At 41.7% G+C, this 17031-nt stretch carries 20 protein-coding genes; 3 read left to right on the top strand and 17 right to left on the bottom strand.

Annotation, left to right across the window (positions count from 1 at the left end; all coding sequences use genetic code 11):
* Positions 1–13 precede the first annotated feature (13 nt).
* The 16 genes from EL244_RS08860 to EL244_RS08785 form a co-directional block, all read right to left on the bottom strand.
* The gene (locus EL244_RS08860; protein ID WP_230084872.1) at positions 14–1432 is read right to left on the bottom strand and encodes a phage tail protein; all 1419 of its coding nucleotides are present in this window, start codon (positions 1430–1432) and stop codon (positions 14–16) included.
* Positions 1429–2040: a phage tail protein I gene (locus tag EL244_RS08855; protein WP_006813033.1), complete on the bottom strand. Its 612-nt coding sequence runs from the start codon at positions 2038–2040 to the stop codon at positions 1429–1431. Before EL244_RS08855 ends, EL244_RS08860 begins: the two co-directional genes overlap by 4 nt.
* Positions 2033–2944: a baseplate assembly protein gene (locus tag EL244_RS08850; RefSeq protein WP_126460300.1), complete on the bottom strand. Its 912-nt coding sequence runs from the start codon at positions 2942–2944 to the stop codon at positions 2033–2035. Before EL244_RS08850 ends, EL244_RS08855 begins: the two co-directional genes overlap by 8 nt.
* A 4-nt stretch (positions 2945–2948) precedes the next feature.
* Positions 2949–3290 carry a GPW/gp25 family protein gene (locus EL244_RS08845; protein WP_126460297.1) on the bottom strand — a complete coding sequence of 114 codons (342 nt, stop codon included), beginning with the start codon at positions 3288–3290 and terminating at the stop codon, positions 2949–2951.
* Positions 3287–3916: a phage baseplate assembly protein V gene (locus EL244_RS08840; RefSeq protein WP_126460294.1), complete on the bottom strand. Its 630-nt coding sequence runs from the start codon at positions 3914–3916 to the stop codon at positions 3287–3289. The genes EL244_RS08845 and EL244_RS08840 overlap by 4 nt, the downstream gene beginning before the upstream one ends.
* On the bottom strand, positions 3913–4551 hold the full coding sequence (locus EL244_RS08835; RefSeq protein ID WP_126460291.1) for a phage virion morphogenesis protein: 639 nt from the start codon (positions 4549–4551) through the stop codon (positions 3913–3915). Before EL244_RS08835 ends, EL244_RS08840 begins: the two co-directional genes overlap by 4 nt.
* On the bottom strand, positions 4544–5005 hold the full coding sequence (locus EL244_RS08830; RefSeq protein ID WP_126460288.1) for a phage tail protein: 462 nt from the start codon (positions 5003–5005) through the stop codon (positions 4544–4546). Before EL244_RS08830 ends, EL244_RS08835 begins: the two co-directional genes overlap by 8 nt.
* Positions 5006–5007: 2 nt before the next feature.
* Positions 5008–5175, bottom strand: a complete 168-nt coding sequence (locus tag EL244_RS08825) for a preprotein translocase subunit SecG (RefSeq protein WP_126460285.1) — start codon at positions 5173–5175, stop codon at positions 5008–5010.
* Positions 5172–5693, bottom strand: coding sequence for a lysis system i-spanin subunit Rz (locus EL244_RS08820; RefSeq protein ID WP_230084871.1), 522 nt, complete (start codon positions 5691–5693; stop codon positions 5172–5174). Before EL244_RS08820 ends, EL244_RS08825 begins: the two co-directional genes overlap by 4 nt.
* Positions 5693–6229, bottom strand: a complete 537-nt coding sequence (locus tag EL244_RS08815; RefSeq protein ID WP_126460279.1) for a lysozyme — start codon at positions 6227–6229, stop codon at positions 5693–5695. The genes EL244_RS08820 and EL244_RS08815 overlap by 1 nt, the downstream gene beginning before the upstream one ends.
* Before the next feature lies 1 nt (position 6230).
* Positions 6231–6518 (bottom strand): potassium channel protein, encoded by a 288-nt coding sequence (locus tag EL244_RS18310; RefSeq protein ID WP_126460276.1) that lies wholly within the window; start codon positions 6516–6518, stop codon positions 6231–6233.
* 18 nt (positions 6519–6536) lie between these two features.
* Positions 6537–6740: a tail protein X gene (locus EL244_RS08805; RefSeq protein ID WP_006813043.1), complete on the bottom strand. Its 204-nt coding sequence runs from the start codon at positions 6738–6740 to the stop codon at positions 6537–6539.
* On the bottom strand, positions 6740–7228 hold the full coding sequence (locus EL244_RS08800) for a head completion/stabilization protein (protein ID WP_126460273.1): 489 nt from the start codon (positions 7226–7228) through the stop codon (positions 6740–6742). The genes EL244_RS08805 and EL244_RS08800 overlap by 1 nt, the downstream gene beginning before the upstream one ends.
* Before the next feature lie 109 nt (positions 7229–7337).
* Complete coding sequence (gene gpM, locus EL244_RS08795; RefSeq protein ID WP_126460270.1) at positions 7338–8114, bottom strand: phage terminase small subunit; 777 nt, start codon at positions 8112–8114, stop codon at positions 7338–7340.
* A 20-nt stretch (positions 8115–8134) separates the two neighbouring features.
* A complete protein-coding gene (locus EL244_RS08790) occupies positions 8135–9184 on the bottom strand; it encodes a phage major capsid protein, P2 family (RefSeq protein WP_126460267.1) in 1050 nt (349 codons plus the stop codon).
* A gap of 46 nt (positions 9185–9230) precedes the next feature.
* On the bottom strand, positions 9231–10052 hold the full coding sequence (locus EL244_RS08785) for a GPO family capsid scaffolding protein (RefSeq protein WP_126460264.1): 822 nt from the start codon (positions 10050–10052) through the stop codon (positions 9231–9233).
* Positions 10053–10200: 148 nt separating this feature from the next.
* Between EL244_RS08785 and EL244_RS08780 the strand changes: the two genes are divergently transcribed.
* On the top strand, positions 10201–11925 hold the full coding sequence (locus EL244_RS08780) for a terminase large subunit domain-containing protein (RefSeq protein ID WP_126460261.1): 1725 nt from the start codon (positions 10201–10203) through the stop codon (positions 11923–11925).
* A gap of 2 nt (positions 11926–11927) precedes the next feature.
* A complete protein-coding gene (locus EL244_RS08775) occupies positions 11928–12983 on the top strand; it encodes a phage portal protein (protein WP_126460258.1) in 1056 nt (351 codons plus the stop codon).
* A gap of 57 nt (positions 12984–13040) precedes the next feature.
* On the opposite strand, the gene EL244_RS08770 is transcribed toward EL244_RS08775, so the two are convergent.
* Positions 13041–14501 carry a hypothetical protein gene (locus tag EL244_RS08770; protein WP_172597513.1) on the bottom strand — a complete coding sequence of 487 codons (1461 nt, stop codon included), beginning with the start codon at positions 14499–14501 and terminating at the stop codon, positions 13041–13043.
* 534 nt (positions 14502–15035) lie between these two features.
* Between EL244_RS08770 and EL244_RS08765 the strand changes: the two genes are divergently transcribed.
* Entirely contained in the window at positions 15036–16484 is a 1449-nt protein-coding gene (locus tag EL244_RS08765) for a P-loop ATPase, Sll1717 family (protein WP_126460252.1), read from the top strand.
* Positions 16485–17031 lie beyond the last annotated feature (547 nt).

Raw genomic sequence — 17031 nt, 5'->3', positions numbered from 1 at the left:
ATTACATCCTCAATTAAATACTCGCAGCATTAACCCAAGTACCATTTAAGTTATATTGAATAGCTCGTTTTCTATAACCTCCAAAGTTAACCGAGGAGTTACTGCCCGTTTCCCAGAATGTTAAGCCTGTCACTACCTCTCCATTACCGAGACTAAAAGCACCTGTCTTACCCAGACTAACTTCTGACCCGAGCCGAACAGCAGAAATACCAGCCGCTTTTAGTTTAGTGTCAACCTCAGCTTTCGTATAAGCCCCCACATCCCCTGCATTCAGCGAGATATCCGCACTTAAAGCCTTGTTGTTAACCTTTCGCCCACTTGGCACGCGACCATTGGCATTATTGTTGGCATTGGTTGCTGCCGTATTCGCGCTATTTGCTGTTGTTTGTGCATCGGTACCGGCTTTTTTCGCGTCCGCGACTTTAGTATCCGTTTCTACCTTGGTATATGCGCCGACATCACCCGCAGTCAGTGAAATATCGGTACTTAACGCTTTGTTATTAACCTTTCGCCCGCTGGGAACCCGTCCATTGGCATTATTATTCGCATTGGTAGCGACTGTATTGGCACTATTTGCGGACGTCTGTGCATCTGTGCCCGCTTTTTTCGCGTCCGCGACTTTAGTATCAGTTTCAGCCCTGGTATACGCGCCAACATCACCCGCAGTCAGTGAAATATCGGTACTTAACGCTTTGTTATTAACCTTTCGCCCGCTAGGAACTCGCCCATTGGCATTATTATTCGCATTGGTAGCGGCGGTATTGGCACTATTTGCGGTCGTCTGCGCATCGGTACCAGCTTTTTTCGCGTCCGCGACTTTGGTATCCGTTTCTGCCTTGGTGTACGCCCCGACATCACCAGCATTCAGAGTGATATCAACATTTAGCTGTTTATTATTCACTTTACGAGTGATTGGAACGGCACCAACGTCACTGGCCGTCAATTCAGTGATTCTTTTATCCAATACCTGAATAGCGTCATCCACGTATTGGCGTGTTGCTAATACAACAGTCGGATCAATCTTCAGTGTTACCGACTCAGTATGGCTAACAATCAGAATCATGCGGATGGTTTGCGTGCGACCAGAACCCTCAGCTAACAGTGGTTTATAGGTTTCAGGACAATTCGCCACCGCCACCAATAAACCCGATTTATCAAACAAACCGATTTCGCGTATCCACCAACCGCCCTCATTTTCGGGGATCACTTGTTCAGCAATAACTTGGTTTGTATTTATCGAGTCAATAAACAACGTGTTGATGGCTGCACGGCGTTTTTCATTGATTAATTTAGTTTGCTTGGTATCCGGTGCCGGTAATGAGCCGCCGCCGTCACCCACAGCCATGTGTGTTAACTCAATTTTCGTGCCGAGAGCTGTCGCCTCTGCGAGCACTTTTTCACCGTAAGTGGTGAGCAATGCAAAATATTTCATTGGAGAGTGACCCTCATTTCATCGATAACGTGGATTGCCGCCCCTGTGGAGATAATTCCACCGGTACTGATCACATCTGGCGTATATGGGTAAACCGTAAGTTCATCACCGCCATAACTGGTCGCAGCGCAATAAATACTTCCCTTGGTTTCAAGTTGAATAGTCATTCCAATAAGATGGCGACTTGCGGGCTTAGCATCAAAAATTAATGCTTCTAACTCCCGATACATTTCTTCAGTAATACCCGTTTCAAGTACGCCAATATCAAGGCGAAATGTGCCGGCAGTTTCGTTGGTTTTCCACCACTCAATCACCCGAATCAAATAACCGAGAGGCTCTACCACACGACGCAATGCTCCGATGGTGCCCTTGTGTTTATGAATAAACATCGCGGCCTTGATAGCATCGCGTTTGGCTTTTTCTGACCAGTTTTTATCCCACCGATCAACACTGAACGCCCAGGCTAAATACGGCAGTAAATGTACTGGACATAAATCAGGGTTCCATAGAATGCGAATGGGGATTGGCACACGTTCTATTTCCGCTAAAGCCTCAGCGGCGGCAAGCTCTAGTGCTGATGAACCGACAGGCAGTAATCGGCTATTCATCTGAGCCCCCTAGCGCCACATTAATATGGGTACAAAAACTGGCCTGTGTTTTATCTAATTTGATATCTGTCGAGGGCTTTTTCAGTTCCACACGTTGCACGCCTTGAACATGTAAAGCCGCATAAATAGCACTGAGCACAATGTCACGACCTAACCGGTGCTGCTGTGTCGCATAGCGTTTCACTTGTTCCTCTGCCGCCGCCATAATCGGCTCGTATTCAGGCGAGGGATAACAATAAATCACCGCATCGATTTCATAGTTAACGATGGTTGCCGATTGAACGGTGACGCGGTCAGCGACGGGGCGTACATCCTCATCGTTTAAAGCCAGATCCACTTTTTCGATTAAATCAGCCGGTGCAGAACCGTTCCCCTCACGGGATAACACCGTCACAGTGACATGTGCAGGTAACGGGCTGATCACCGAGGCATCAGATACCCGACCATCAGCACTGCGAGCATGATACTCATAGCTACCAATAGGACCTGCAACACTAAGGGCTTCAAAGGCGGCAGGAATACGCAAGCGTAAGTTAGAATCCGACTCATACACCGGCGCAATCGGTGGAATAGCATTTTCATCACCGGTGGATAACATCAACCGCTTAACATTATTATTGGCGGCGAGTTGATCGAGATCCGCCCCTGTAGCAAAAGCGACCATTGAAGCGCGCGCTGCTTCATTCACACGCTGGCGCCAGATTAATTCACGGTAACTATTTTCTTGTAATAACTTAGTCAATGGCTCGGATTCTAGTTCCAAGGTACGGGCGACCGCTTCCCGCTGTTCTTCAGGCATAGCACCAATTAGCGCGGCTTTGCGCTCACTAAATATCACCTCAAAATCTAACAGTTCGACCACGTCCGGTGCGGGTAATAAACTTAAATCAATACTGGCCGCCATACTGTTACCTCACAGGAATAGAAATCGAAACAGGCTCACCCGATGGCATAATCACTCCCGATAAACTGACCGCCATTTCGCCAATATCTGAACGAATATAATCAATTGTTTGCAACCTAACTCGGGGCTCCCACTGCATCAGCGCCATATAGCACGCGCTCATAATTTTGAGGCGCAACGTAGGGTTTTGTGGTTGGTCAATCAAGTCATACAACAGTGAGCCGTATTGCCGGCGCATCACCCGCGAACCGATTGGCGTTCGCAAAATATCCGCGATACTTTGGCGAATATGCTCACTGTCAGTCAGGTTGCTCCCTGTTTTCCCATTCATGCCGCAATATTTCATTTCGGCCCATCCGTACGACTACCGCCACGTTCAACACCACCATGATTATGATCATCAATAACAACTCCATTTGAAGAAAACGTTCCATTTTTATGGGTAATATTTCCGGTCATTTCACCGCCCTTTTCCACATTCAACGTAGCTGTGGTGAGGTTATTAGTACAAATGACGTTCGGTGTATCAAATTTGATTTCAACGGAGGCTTTGCAAATCACTTTTTTAGTTGTGGCCGTAATTTCGTCGCTGGCTTCAATCACCGCTTTTTTAATGCCCATCGCCTTTAATGTTCCGTTTTCGGGCTCATATTCGATAACCGCACCATCAGAAAAGGTATGATTCAATGCATTAGCTGAATGTGACGGTGCGGGATTATCGTTGCTGTATAACGAACCCAAAACAAAACCGGTTGTTAACTCGCCACCAATAGCGCCAATTAACACTTGTTCTCCCACCGTTGGCGCCCAATGGCTGCGTGACTCACCGGCACGCTGAACTAACCATCTAATCCAATCCGTGACTAATTCACCCGATTGAACCCGGCAACAATCATTGTCTAAGTCCACTTCAGTGACCACGCCTTGACGCAAAAGATTACTGAGTAACCGATATAGCTCTTGCGCATTCATAGTTGCCCCACTAAATCGAGATAAATTATTTCCAGCAAGCCTAGGCGCTCATGCTCTGAAAGCCCCAACAACTCCCGTTTAGGATAACGCGCCCGCGCCAACTGATTCACGGCACCCTCAAGCCCATATTGATGCTCTCTGGCAATGGCGGCGGCTTTACCTTGAAAACCCACAACCGCACTGTTTTGGGTGCTACGCGCCTGTAAAAAATGCACAGCACGTAATCGCCGAAACATAGGAACATTACGCTTAGTGGTTCGTTTTACTGATGAGAAATTAATATCTAAAAAGCGTGAGATATCTTGGCGATAAAACGTTCTTACTGCGCCTCTATCCTCATCAAATCCGGTGATGGTTTTACCGCGTCGACCTTTGGAACCTTGCCAATTTCGTAGCGTACGAACATCACCACGATGGATAAAACGGATCTGCTGCTGGGCGCGTAATACTTTACGTTTACGGGGCTCATACGCGGTGCCATCCGCATTTTTTTGGCTACGAATACGTTTTTGTTGGTCCGACCGAATAGCTTTGGCTAATTTTGTTGTAAGTCGTTTTCGATATGCATTCGACGTCGTAGAAAGTAACCGTTTTAATTCATCATCTAATTGCGTCACCAAGGAATTATCATGCATACGTCAATATTCCTTCTTCGATTAACTTATCCCAGTCAGGCAGTGGCCTATCTGGAAAGTTAGGCTCTAAAGGACGGTCAAAAATAATTTTTTCATCTTCAATCTTGATCACCACTCGCTCAGTGGCTTTAATCGTAAAAAGCACGTCAATTTTTTCGCTATCGAGAATATCCGCATCAAAGCGAATACCAGATTTACGTTTATCAGGGTTAAACAATAAATCGGGTTGATGTTTCTTCGCCCAGGTTAAAATCGCCAATATCAAGTGATCCAACTCACCCGAGAAATCCATTGCAAAGACATTAATCTCATATTCGGTCAGATAAGAAACGGATGCCGTGCCGGTTGATTGAATATTGCCGCTAGTGACATAAACCTCTAACAATTCTGGATTTTGTTTAAAATAAGGGGCAAACTTCACTAATATTTCACGCAATAAATTAGGCTTCAGCATGATTAACCTCGGTAATAATAAAGTGATTTTTGGCAACGCATTTCAAGGCGTTCTTGTGATGATGCCATCCCACATTTAGGCTCTTGCAGTAGCACCACACCACCGAGCAAAATTACAGTTAAGAGCGATACAAAAACAATAAATATCAATATATTAATTAACGTTTTCATTTCGCTACCTTGCACTGATTTACTATGTCGACTATATAATTTTGTAGATAGGTTATTTTTGCTCTGTCCTGCTGAATTCCGGTTCGGATATCGTGAACAATAAGTCCACCTTTTCGAGTGAGTCCGACGCTGGCAACATCGCCCACGCTGCTGGTGCTGGTAGTGTTATTGATGGCGAGCTTACAGGTTGCAAGGTCGGCGCTGGCGAACCGCACCCGACGACGCTCAGTGAGTAAATCATCACGCAAACTCTGAGATACATTTTGTTCATCTGATAATCTCTGGTTATAGGTCACATCGAGCTGATGTAACTTGCCTTGCGCCTCTTGTAGCTGGGCGAGTTTCTCTGACGCATCCATAAAAGCTTGGGCGCTAATGGCATTCAATGCCATTTGATGCCCCAATGCAGTTGCATCCAATTTGGATTGATAAATCAACCGAGTGGCACCAAATACCATGCTGCCACTGACTAACCCAACGGCAATGTAAGCCAGTAATGCATGGCGATTGCTGCTCATCATAGCCCCCAATCACCGCACAATAATTCGGCCTCTTGGTCACGGCGGATCACTTGGCCATAACAGCCGTTCGGCTGGCCTTTGGTTTGTCGACAATCTTTACCGCCATCCCGCGTCCATTTTGGCAGTTCTGCGCAGGCGCCTTTGATATCACCCGCATTTAACTTGCGATAAAACGTAGATGAAAAACATTTAGAGGGGCCAATGTTATAAGGGCAAAATGACGCAATACCGGCGATTTGAGGCTCAGTCAGCGGGACATGGACATGGCGTTTAACCCATCCAATCGCTTTATCCGCTTCAATTCGATTTAATTCGTCGCATTCCGCTAGTGTGAGTTTAGTACCCAGTTTAATTTTCTGACCATCAATACGCGTTACCCCGCGACAAATGGTGACCACCCCGCCTGCATCACGATAAGCCTTGAGTGAATTACCCTCCTTTTCATCCAAAAAACTGGAGAGGATCACGCCACCACTGGCACCTGAAATAATGAGGGCTATAACTGCCTGACTTAATCGTGACTTCGTATTCATGTCATAAATCCTTTGGTGATTGCTCTGTGACTCTCACGATGTTTTGAATATCACGCTCAGTAATAGGATGGCGGGAGAAATAACGCTCCAATATCCGTGTGCGTTTTATTTGTTCACGCCGGTTTAGCCGGTAGGTCAGTACCCCTAATGAAATACTGGCAATCAACCCAGCCAAGAAACCCCATTCATACAAAGAAAAATCACCAAAAAAACCTAAAATGCCTGATCCGCTAAAGAAGCTACCAAATCCTGAAAGCGTGTAAGATAGGCGGCTGTACCAATCACTCATGCTGTTAATCCTGTTTTCTTAATCCCAAAGTTGGATTATTTCTTGCTGTGCTGCTGGTGCGATATCAGGTAACTCTACCCATTGCCCTGCGGCTAGCTGTATGCCGCCCTCAACAAGATTTGGATTTGCCTGTAACACGTCTTCAACAATGCCTTGCGTGCGCCCATAATGCCGCCAACACAATAGATCAACTGTGTCACCTTGCAGCGCCTGCACTTTCATCAAACTAGCTCCGCAAACATGCGCAATTTACCGAGAATATCCCGCACTGCATTTTGTCCATCGCGGCGTAGATCATCGATTTGGGTACTCAGTGCTTGAGCATGCTTTTCACCATCCCGTGTCGTGTCAATATCGCGATAATTTTCAATCAATAAAGCTTTCGTGAAGCTATACACCGCATGGTGATAGCGAAAAACTAATGCAGTAGTATCGTTAATCGACGATGACGGCACGGTAGATAATTGATTGAATCCATTATCTTTCTGTTTTTTACACCACTCATCCAATAGTTGATTCACATACAGAACCGCTTCTGTCGTCATGTGCTTTAAGCGACTTGTAGATACATTGCCGGTTAGGCGCATCGATTGCCTCAATTGAGCAAGTCCAATCACTGGCCAAAAGTCACCCGAGGTGATTTTCTCATCACCATCATTAATGCTCTCGTCTTGCACGGAATGGATCTGTTTTGCGGCCACTAAGCTCATGATTTACCCTCTGAGAAAACGGAGGTGGACAGCGATAACAGAGAGGATTAGCCCTTTATCATTGCTGTGCCTCCGTGGCTTGCGGGTGCAACTCGGTTATTGCTACTGATTATTTTTTCTCAGTAACCGTTGATTTCTTTTGTGTTTTTTTATCTTTTGACGGCTCAACACCGTCTCTTTCCACAGGAATGGCGGGCTCCTCTACAGCGTCTTCTTTCTTATTGACCGCCCGTAATAACTGTTCAATCTCTTTTTTCACGCCAATGTCTTTATCAGTCAAAATGGCTTTTTGTAGGTACTCAAGCGCTAAAGTTTGTTGTTTTTCATCACCTTTCAGTGTTAAACCAATCACCTTGTACAGCTTGGCGCGTGCGCCATCAGGCATATCTGACTGTTCGGTAATGTGTTCCAGGGCAAGTAATTCTTCAAGTGACGCTGTCACTTCATCATCTTTACCACTGGCTTTGACGGCCAATGACCAATCACAAATTTCATCAACTAAAACAGTGGCTAAGGTTCGGTTATAGTTATCAGGCAATGGCAGATTAAATTGAATGGCATATTCAGCCATTTTTAAGGCTTCGGAATACAAACCGGCATCGATATGCCAAACCAAAGTACGGGTAAAAACTTCATCAGAGACACCGCTTTGGCTTTCCAACACACCCTCAATCCAGCCGCGATAATTAGGTAAAACCTTGCGCTTATAAGCTGCTTTGCGGTCATTGCCTTGAATGTTGCTTAACTGCGATTGGTCAGCGCGTAAACGATGCAAAATATTTTCATATGCCGTCATATCCGCTCGTGACATTTCGCCATTAGACTCGCCACGACGTGAGGCCATCACCCTTTGCCAGTGCTGCTGTGCTGGTGTTAAATGTTCCATAACGTTTCCCCAATATTGACTTAGATTTCTTTGCTTTCTGCGTAATTGATACCTTCAATCAGGCAGGACAATCCATAATCTTCAATCACATAGCCCTCATTACCCGACGAATAAGTCGCTACACGGTTATATTCCGGCTCATCTTTAATCACGCGGCGATATTTGCCTTTCTGCCAGTACACCGACAGGTTTTTAAAAGTGGTGATTAACGTTGCACCATCAGGGAAAAATGGCACTTGTAAGGTTGGCAAATTGCCCATTGAACTCAGCTTCAACAGTTCATTACCGGCAAGCATTTCCATATTGGGATTTTGCTCACTGTGCTGGTTCATAATTTTGAAATTTTTATCCGTATAGAGCTGATAACCGGTGATAGCCACTAAACCTTGCGCGCGGCGATGCCACGGATCTAACAATGAATTCACCGCATCGAATACCATGGCATCTACGTTGGCATACATCCCTTTGGCAATGATCTTTCCGCTTTCATCACGGCTGGTTAAGGTGACGTCTTTCATCACCCGCTGTGGCGCGGCATTACGGATTTTTTGCAGCCAACCAATATTGACGTCTTGCAGTAATGGGTTTTCGATTTTGTTGGACTTTTTCACCCGCTTCACACCGTTAAAACCAATCATTAAGCGATCATTGGCTTCTTGTTGTGCAATCAGCTGGCTGATCATCGGCTGAAATTCAGGATGCCCCGCCCATGCATCTAGCCATGAGTACGGTACGAACGTATCCCAGTTGGTTTGGTCACAACGATATTCATCACTGTTTTCATCATTCACCTGTTCAGGGTTACGACGGTCAGTGGTTGACGTGTTAGTGCTAGCAATCGGACCATTCACGGAGCCAAAAACTTTTTGTCCCTCCTGGTCGGTCACACCAAATGAGTTAATTTGTTTTAGAAATGGGCTGTTTTCCATTTTGGCTTTTTCTAAGCGCTGTTGAACCGTTGGATCAACACTAAAATTTAATGACGAGCCCTCACGGCGTATCCCGTTTAATCGGGCTTGCTGGTCAAGCCATGAGAGATAATTCGCGAGCGATTCATTGCTGATACCCATAGTAAAAACCTTTTATTTATTTGAAGTTAAGAAAGTGAAGCGAGAATCAAAACTCTGCCAACTTGTTAGAGCCACCGGTCACCAGTGGACGACTTTCTCCCGACCCCTCTGTCAGCTCTAACTTTTGCTTTAATGCGTTAAAGTCGCTGGTTAGCTGCGAGAGCTCCCGCTTTTGCGCTTCATTTTCAGTTAGCAGCGTTCCGCATTGTTGTGCTGTCAATTCAATGGCTTTTTGCAGGTTGGCGGCTTCTTCTGAGTGGTGATTACGCTCAAGCCCTAGCCACTGTTTCACTGTGGATAAGAACTTTTTACCGGCTTCTTTCTCTTCTTGATGCCCCTCTCGTTGCTCACTCAATAGGTAACACTCCGTTTCTAATGATGCTGTAAATCGGTTGCCAATCTCAGGTAAGCCACGAGAGGCGGTGCTAAGCTCAATTGGTCTTGAGCCCACGGCAGCGGGATAATCGGTTAATGCCACGCCCGTTAAATAAGCGCGCTTGGTCTGCGGAAATGAGGGGTAATATTCAATGCTGGAAAAAATCTTTTGACCTGTTTTATTCAGGTTAACAATGAAATCATCTTTGAAGTCGTCAATATCAATCGTCACTTCAAGCCCAAGCTTACCTTTCAACTCACCCTCAGTAAGCTCGACGGTATCCACTGCCGCAATCATGCTGTAGCTACGAAATTGGCTGTCTGGAAACAAGCTTTTAATGTGGTCTAGATTCACACGACCACAATAAAAATTGGGATCATAATCCTTAGCCATCTGCTCAATATGTTCGCGCTCAACGGGAAAACCGTTAAGTGTCATCCCCTCGGCACAAGCAATCAGCTTTATCTGACGTGTTTTTTTACCCTGTGGCATAAATTAATCTCCATTCCTGACATAACTGTCATTTCGATAACGCTACTATCGCAATCATTCTCTTTTTGCTCAAAGGGTTACGGTTCTCAGGCGGCTATGAGAACCCTTATTCATAGAGGGTTACGCGCGGGCGTGACAAAGTGACAGCATGATGAAAACAGACATTGACCCACGACAAGAAGCCAAGGAACTTTATTGGCAGGCTTACAGCGTTTCGCAGATAGCAAAACGGCTGGACACGAGTATTCATACAATTTATTCATGGCGACGACGTGATAAGTGGGATGAGGCTTCCCCTATTCATCGCGTAAATGACCAGACTCATGTAAAAGTACTGCGCATCATGGCGAAAGACACCATGACCGCCCATGACTTTAAAACGGTAGATTTTTTAAATCGTCAATTGGATCGCTTTGAGCGATTAGAAGCGAAAAAGCAGAGCTCAGGCGCAGCCAAAACTAAAAACCCAAAAAACCATTTCACTCCAGAACAAATTGAACAGCTGAAAACGTTAGTATTGGGTACCTTATTTGAGTATCAGCGCCAATGGTGGGATGAGCGCTCGCAACGCAACCGATTTATTCTAAAGTCACGGCAAATCGGGGCGACATGGTATTTTGCTCGCGAGGCCTTATTGACGGCATTGGAAACCGGTAATAACCAAATATTTCTCTCTGCTAGCCGCGCCCAAGCTTTTCAGTTCAAACGCTTTATTCAGTTACTAGCAAGGCAAATGGGCGTTGAGCTTAAAGGTGGCGATGAAATTATGTTATCCAATGGCTCTATCCTGTTTTTCCTTGGTACCGCCGCTGCAACCGCACAATCGTATACCGGCGACCTCTATTTCGATGAGGTATTTTGGGTATCGCGTTTCTTGGAATTGCGGAAGGTTGCTTCAGCGATGGCCACACAATCGGGTTTACGTCGTACCTACTTTTCCACACCTTCTAGTGAAGATCACGAAGCTTATGAGTTTTGGACTGGGGATTTTTATAACAAAGGGAAACCTGAAAAAGAACGCAAAATCATTGAGCTATCCCATAAGGTATTAAAGTTTGGTCATTACTCTGGTGATAGTATGTGGCGGCAAATCGTTAATATCCACGATGCCATCGCGCGTGGACTTAACCGTGTTATTTTGGAAGAAATCAAAGACGAAAACCCACCTGATGATTTTCGCAATTTGTACGAATGTGAGTTTGTTAAAACGGGTGAACGAGCATTCAGTTACGATGCATTGATTAATTGCGGTGTGGATGGTTACAACAGCCATATATGGTCCGATTGGAAACCTTACGCTCCTCGCCCATTAGGCAATCGCCCTGTTTGGGTTGGCGCCGACCCAACGGGTACCGGAGATAATGGTGATGGTTTAGGGCTTGTTATCGCGTCACCTCCGGCAGTGAGTGGCGGTAAATTTCGCATTATTGAAACTGTTCAATTACGCGGCATGGCATTTGAAAAACAAGCGGAAGAGATTAGACGCATTACACAACGTTATAACGTGCAATCCATCACTATTGATGGCACGGGAGGTACAGGCGCCGCTGTACACGAACTTGTCGTTAAATTCTTCCCCGCGGCCAACCTACTTAACTATTCCGCCCCTATCAAACGCATGATGATCATGAAAATGCAAATGCTGATCCGTAGTGGCCGCTTTGAATACGATGCAGGACTACACAAGCCGCTTATCACCTCACTGATGACCATCAAGAAGATTCAAACCCCAAGCGGGATTATCACGTATGAATCAAGCCGTGTACGTGGATTAGACCATGGCGATCTGGCATGGGCCGCAATGAATATTTTCTCTAATGAAGCCATATCCAGTGAAACTGGCAGCACTGGCGCGCAAGTAATGGAGTTTTAAACATGGACCAATCCACTGAATTAGCAGCAACAAACGAACAAGCACAAGCCCCTGAATTTTGCTCCTTCACCTTTGATTCACCCTCAATTGTATCGAGTGGCAGTGATCTACTCGACTGCATGGAATGCGCCCATAATGGCCGCTGGTATGAAACTCCGATTGATTTTAATGGGATTGCGCGCTCGTTTACGTCGTCTGCGGCTTATCATCAATCCCCCTTGGTATTTAAGCGTAATGTGATCACCAGTTGCTTTGAACCTACGCCCTATTTATCGCGACCTGATTTCATCTCATTTGCACAAGATTTTGTGGTTTTTGGCAATAGCTACCTTGAAAAACGCATTAATCGACTCGGCGACATACTGACGCTTAAACCCTCGTTGGCAAAATACACCCGCGCCGGTGTTAATGAAGGGCAATATTGGCAAGTGAAAAATTACCAAGATGCCTATGAGTTCCGCAAAAATAGCATTCTTCATCTGAAAAACCCGTGTATTCATCAAGAGATTTATGGCGTTCCCGATTATTTAGCAGGGCTCATTTCAGCTAATTTGAATCACTCAGCCACTCTATTTCGAACTAATTATTATGAGAACGGTAGTCACGCCGGTGTGATGGTCTATCTCTCGACGGCTCTTGCAAATGACGAAGCTGTGGAGTCATTAAAAAAATCACTCACCGAAGCCCGCAAAGGAAAAGCATTTAAGAATATCTTTGTGTATGCCGCCAATGGTGAAAAGGATGGAATTCAGATTCTGCCATTCTCACAAATCAGCGCAAAAGATGAGTTTGTTGGTATCAAAGACACCACACGAGATGATTTGTTGGCCATGCACCGCATACCGCCACAATTGATGGGGATCATTCCGCAAGGTTCCGGTAGCCTCGGCGATATCGAGAAAGCCGCAATGGTGTTTTGGTTCAATGAGTTATTGCCACTGATGGAAAGCATGAAGTCAATTAATGACATGCTAGGCGTTGAGGCGATCCGCTTTAAACAATATGCATTATTGGACTTTGTGACACAGGCTAAGGATAAAGAGCCGAACTATAAATAATCTAAAGATAAGCAAACTGAGTGGTCCATTAGCTCAGTTTGCTTATCTAGACAGCGATTAAGTCTTGTATTTGGCTAACATCTCATCAATTTTATTTAATTCCACGTCAATCATTCGGTTACAAATATTTGGTAAACCTTTTAATTTTTGTAACAATGTTTTTTTCTCATCTTCATTAAGAGTCCAACTCTCTGCTATACCTGTAACTAAGTAGTTGTTGCAACCTTCATTATTAGTATTTATCGACCCTGTTTCATGATTTTGAGTGTACGTTTTAACTTCATAATTGTAATCTTCAATCTTGAATAACTCATTATCAATCAAGTAATTAATCATTTCTGCATTACCAACATAAAATGCATAAAAAATTAAATTTATATTTTTCTTTTTATAAAAGTAGGAATCAATATCATTGATGATTGTATTTTCTAAAATACCGCTATCACTATTAATCCTCTCAATTATGAAAGGTAAATTATTCGTCAATATATTCATTGCTAATTTGTAATCATCATTACTAGGCGGTAATCTTGTTAAAAAATAATTTGCCGCATTCACTTCTCTATACTCTATTATTTTATGATAATCAATATCACGAAGATTAACATAATTAGCAATACTTGGATTTAAATCAATTAACTTATCTAATCTACTAATATATATATCACTGTATTCCTTCTTACTTTCAGTTGCAATTTTATATACTAATTCCCGTATTAGTTTTTGTTTTGACTCTTCATCAAGCAAAGTGAAATAATTTTCAGCAAAAAGAATCTCAAAATTATGATTTGTTGTTATATTCTTTGATATTTTTTTATCAAGAAAAGACCGAAGGTAATGTCTACCTTCTTCAATTTTATTAACATCAAAGTTATCTTCATGAAATTGGCAGCCAAATAAAAACTCTAAAGAGTCAATGGGGGCTTCAGACCGAAATAATGCATACCATATATAATCGTCTAGTTCATACTCAACTAAACTGCAATTTTTCCCTAATTCTTTTTCTAAAGAGTTAGTGTCTCCATTAGCAATAAATGAATGTATTTTATTTTCAAAATCAACATTTAATTTCTGAGGAAAATAAATAATATTGTATGCAACAAAAGATATTAAGAATGCACCAACAAATTCACTTGATTTTTTGAACCTAAAAACAACCAGAAAAAAATTTAAAAATGTAAATATGAAAAATGTGTAAATACCAAAAAATATTTCACCTTTATCTTTAACAAAATAAATTTCAACATCACAATAGTATATAAAATTTAAAAATGGAATGAGAACAGAGGCAATAATCAGACTTCTCCATTTATAAACCTTGCTATTATTTTTAAATTTACTTTTAAAACTATTCTCTTCATCATCCTTAGCAAGAAATTTTTCAGAATTACATTCTGAGGTTTTATCCTTTGGTATTGTATCGTTGAAAGCATTTCCAATCGAAATCAAGTAGGTTATACATAAAGTAATTAAGACCACCGCACCGATCGCAACAACATAACCAAGACCATCAAACATAATAATTCCATTTATCATTAACGAATATCAGTGCATAGTCTTAATATTAAATTTACCTTAGGTACATAAGATAAATCTTACTCACGTACTATTCCTTACCTTTGATGCCTATTAGCTTAAACATTACCCACAAAAGCGCTTAAAACAATCTCAGTACCATTTCATTATTTCCACATAGCAATACTTGTTTTTTACTCAATCTCACCGCTACGGGCTACAGACTCTCAAATAACCCCACTTATAGGCTAATCACACCATAGCCAGCGCGGTCCATCTTTACCCCTTTGCGCGCGCTTGCTCCCCCGCCTCGCCCGCACACAAAAGGGGTGGGATTTTGTGCGTGTGTGCGGAGGGTTGGAACCCTAACTACCTCTAGGGTTAGATAGTAAATAAGATAATTTTAAATTTGTGCATTTCTGCACAAATTCATGCAGTCATTTTATTTATTTAAACATAATTACTCAATCATCATTGATAAATTAACTAATTATTATATGTTATGGAATTAACCTATTTATTAAAAAGGAAAATATAGTGTTCAAAAAAATTAATTTTGGAAAAAGTGCGGGGGAAGAAGAGCGTTCCGAGTACCCAGACTTAATAATTGATGGCTTTTATGATTTCAATAATGCGATAGACAACCTTGTAAATAAAAGTGCATTTTTAGTCCAAGGTTTTAAAGGTAGTGGAAAATCAACAATTGCTGAAAAAATCTGCATGACTAAAATTCAAAACCAGCCTATTTTTTCTGATTTAATTTATTTAAAAGACTTTTCCTTTAGTAAATTCAGTAAAATATATCCTGGCACCGAAGATGAATTAATCAAATTTCCCAGAACATGGCGATATATCCTACTAGGGGTAATTTTAAATAACTATAAGAAAAACATAGAGAAAACCAATACTGAATGGACAAATGAAGTTCTAGAAATTGACCAGTCAATAAAAAAACTGAAAGATTTAGGATTATTAACATCTGGAAACTTAAATAACCTTACAACAAATGCTTCTAAGAAAAAATTCATGGTTGCATTACCAAAAATAATAGAGTACTCAAATGAAATCGAGTCTATCAGCGATAATGATGTAAATTTTGATAATGTCACTGAGGTTTTTTTTGATATCGCAAGTAAAATAAAAAAGAAAACAATAATTGTCATCGATGGTTTAGATGATGTGCTAATAAATAACCCTTTACAATTGAATACGTTATCCTCTTTAATTTTCGAAGCATCTAATTTAAATAGGAAATTCAAATTAGATAATACCCCCGTAAAAATATGCATATTAATAAGAGTTGACTTATATGAAAGATTACCTGGAGGTAATAAAAACAAAACATCCCAAGACTCTAATGTATTAATCAATTGGTATAATGACTCTCTCGATATTGAACAAACACACTTAGTGAAGGCTGCAGACCTTCGTGTAAAGTTATCTTTAGGTAATAAATATAATTTAAAATGTTTTTTTGATGAGTATACTAATGCTAGTAAAAGTCAAAGAAACAATAAAACTCTATCTTATCTAATTGAATATACAAGACATACACCCAGAGATTTTTTCCAATTACTAAAATCGATACAGTCCCATTATAATCAAGTAAATGAATCAGTTAAAATAACTGATGATGAAATATTTAAAGGAATTAGAGAATATTCAAATGGATATTTTCTACCGGAAATAAGAGATGAGATTAGCGGATACATTGAAAATGATATTTTTGAATCTTTTTTAATTGCAATAGCAAAAATAAAGCAACGTGAGTTCAAGTTTCAAAATTTACTTACTCATTTTCAATCAGAAGGTAATGATATTAATAATCTAGATATGTTACTACAAGTGCTATTTAAATGTAGTGCTATAGGACAAAAATTTGATGGAGATAAATATGAGTATGTTTATAGAAATAAATATGCAAAGTTTGATAAAAGTAAGACTATATGCCTCCATAGAGGTTTATGGAAAGCCTTAAACTTGTGACATAAAATGTACGCCAACATAACATTTAATTTGTGTTGGCTCTTAATAAATCCTCTTTTATTCAATAATATTTTCTTTTCCCCTCTAAGAAACAGGCTACAACGGTTACACCCTGACAAAGCCACCTCTAACCCATTGATTACAATAGGGGTCAGAAAGTTACCCTCTTATAAAACAATAAGTTATATTTTTAATTTGTAACCTCTTAAAATGGTTACACGTAACCGCAAAGTAACCTATTTGTAACCTTTTACTATTCCTATATTTCTATCTATTATCAATAAGATATAAGACTATTTTAATTTTGTAACCATTGTAACCGCTTTCCGCCCCCCCCCCCACTAATTCTGATTGCTCATCAAAAAGATTAAATAATAGTCCAGTCTGACTTCACTCTTAGCAAACGAAATTCGTATCACAAATAACGGTGAGGGGTTCGGAAAAGCGTTACAACCGTTACATCATCCAAAAACCTATCATAAGCTATTGATAATAAATCATTCTCATGTAACGTTTAATCCGTTACAAAGCATCACAAAATAGAGTC

This window comes from Providencia rustigianii (assembly GCF_900637755.1).
Lineage (GTDB): Bacteria > Pseudomonadota > Gammaproteobacteria > Enterobacterales > Enterobacteriaceae > Providencia > Providencia rustigianii.
The sequence above is the reverse complement of the archived record's forward strand: the minus strand, read 5'-3'. Positions and strand labels throughout refer to the sequence as shown.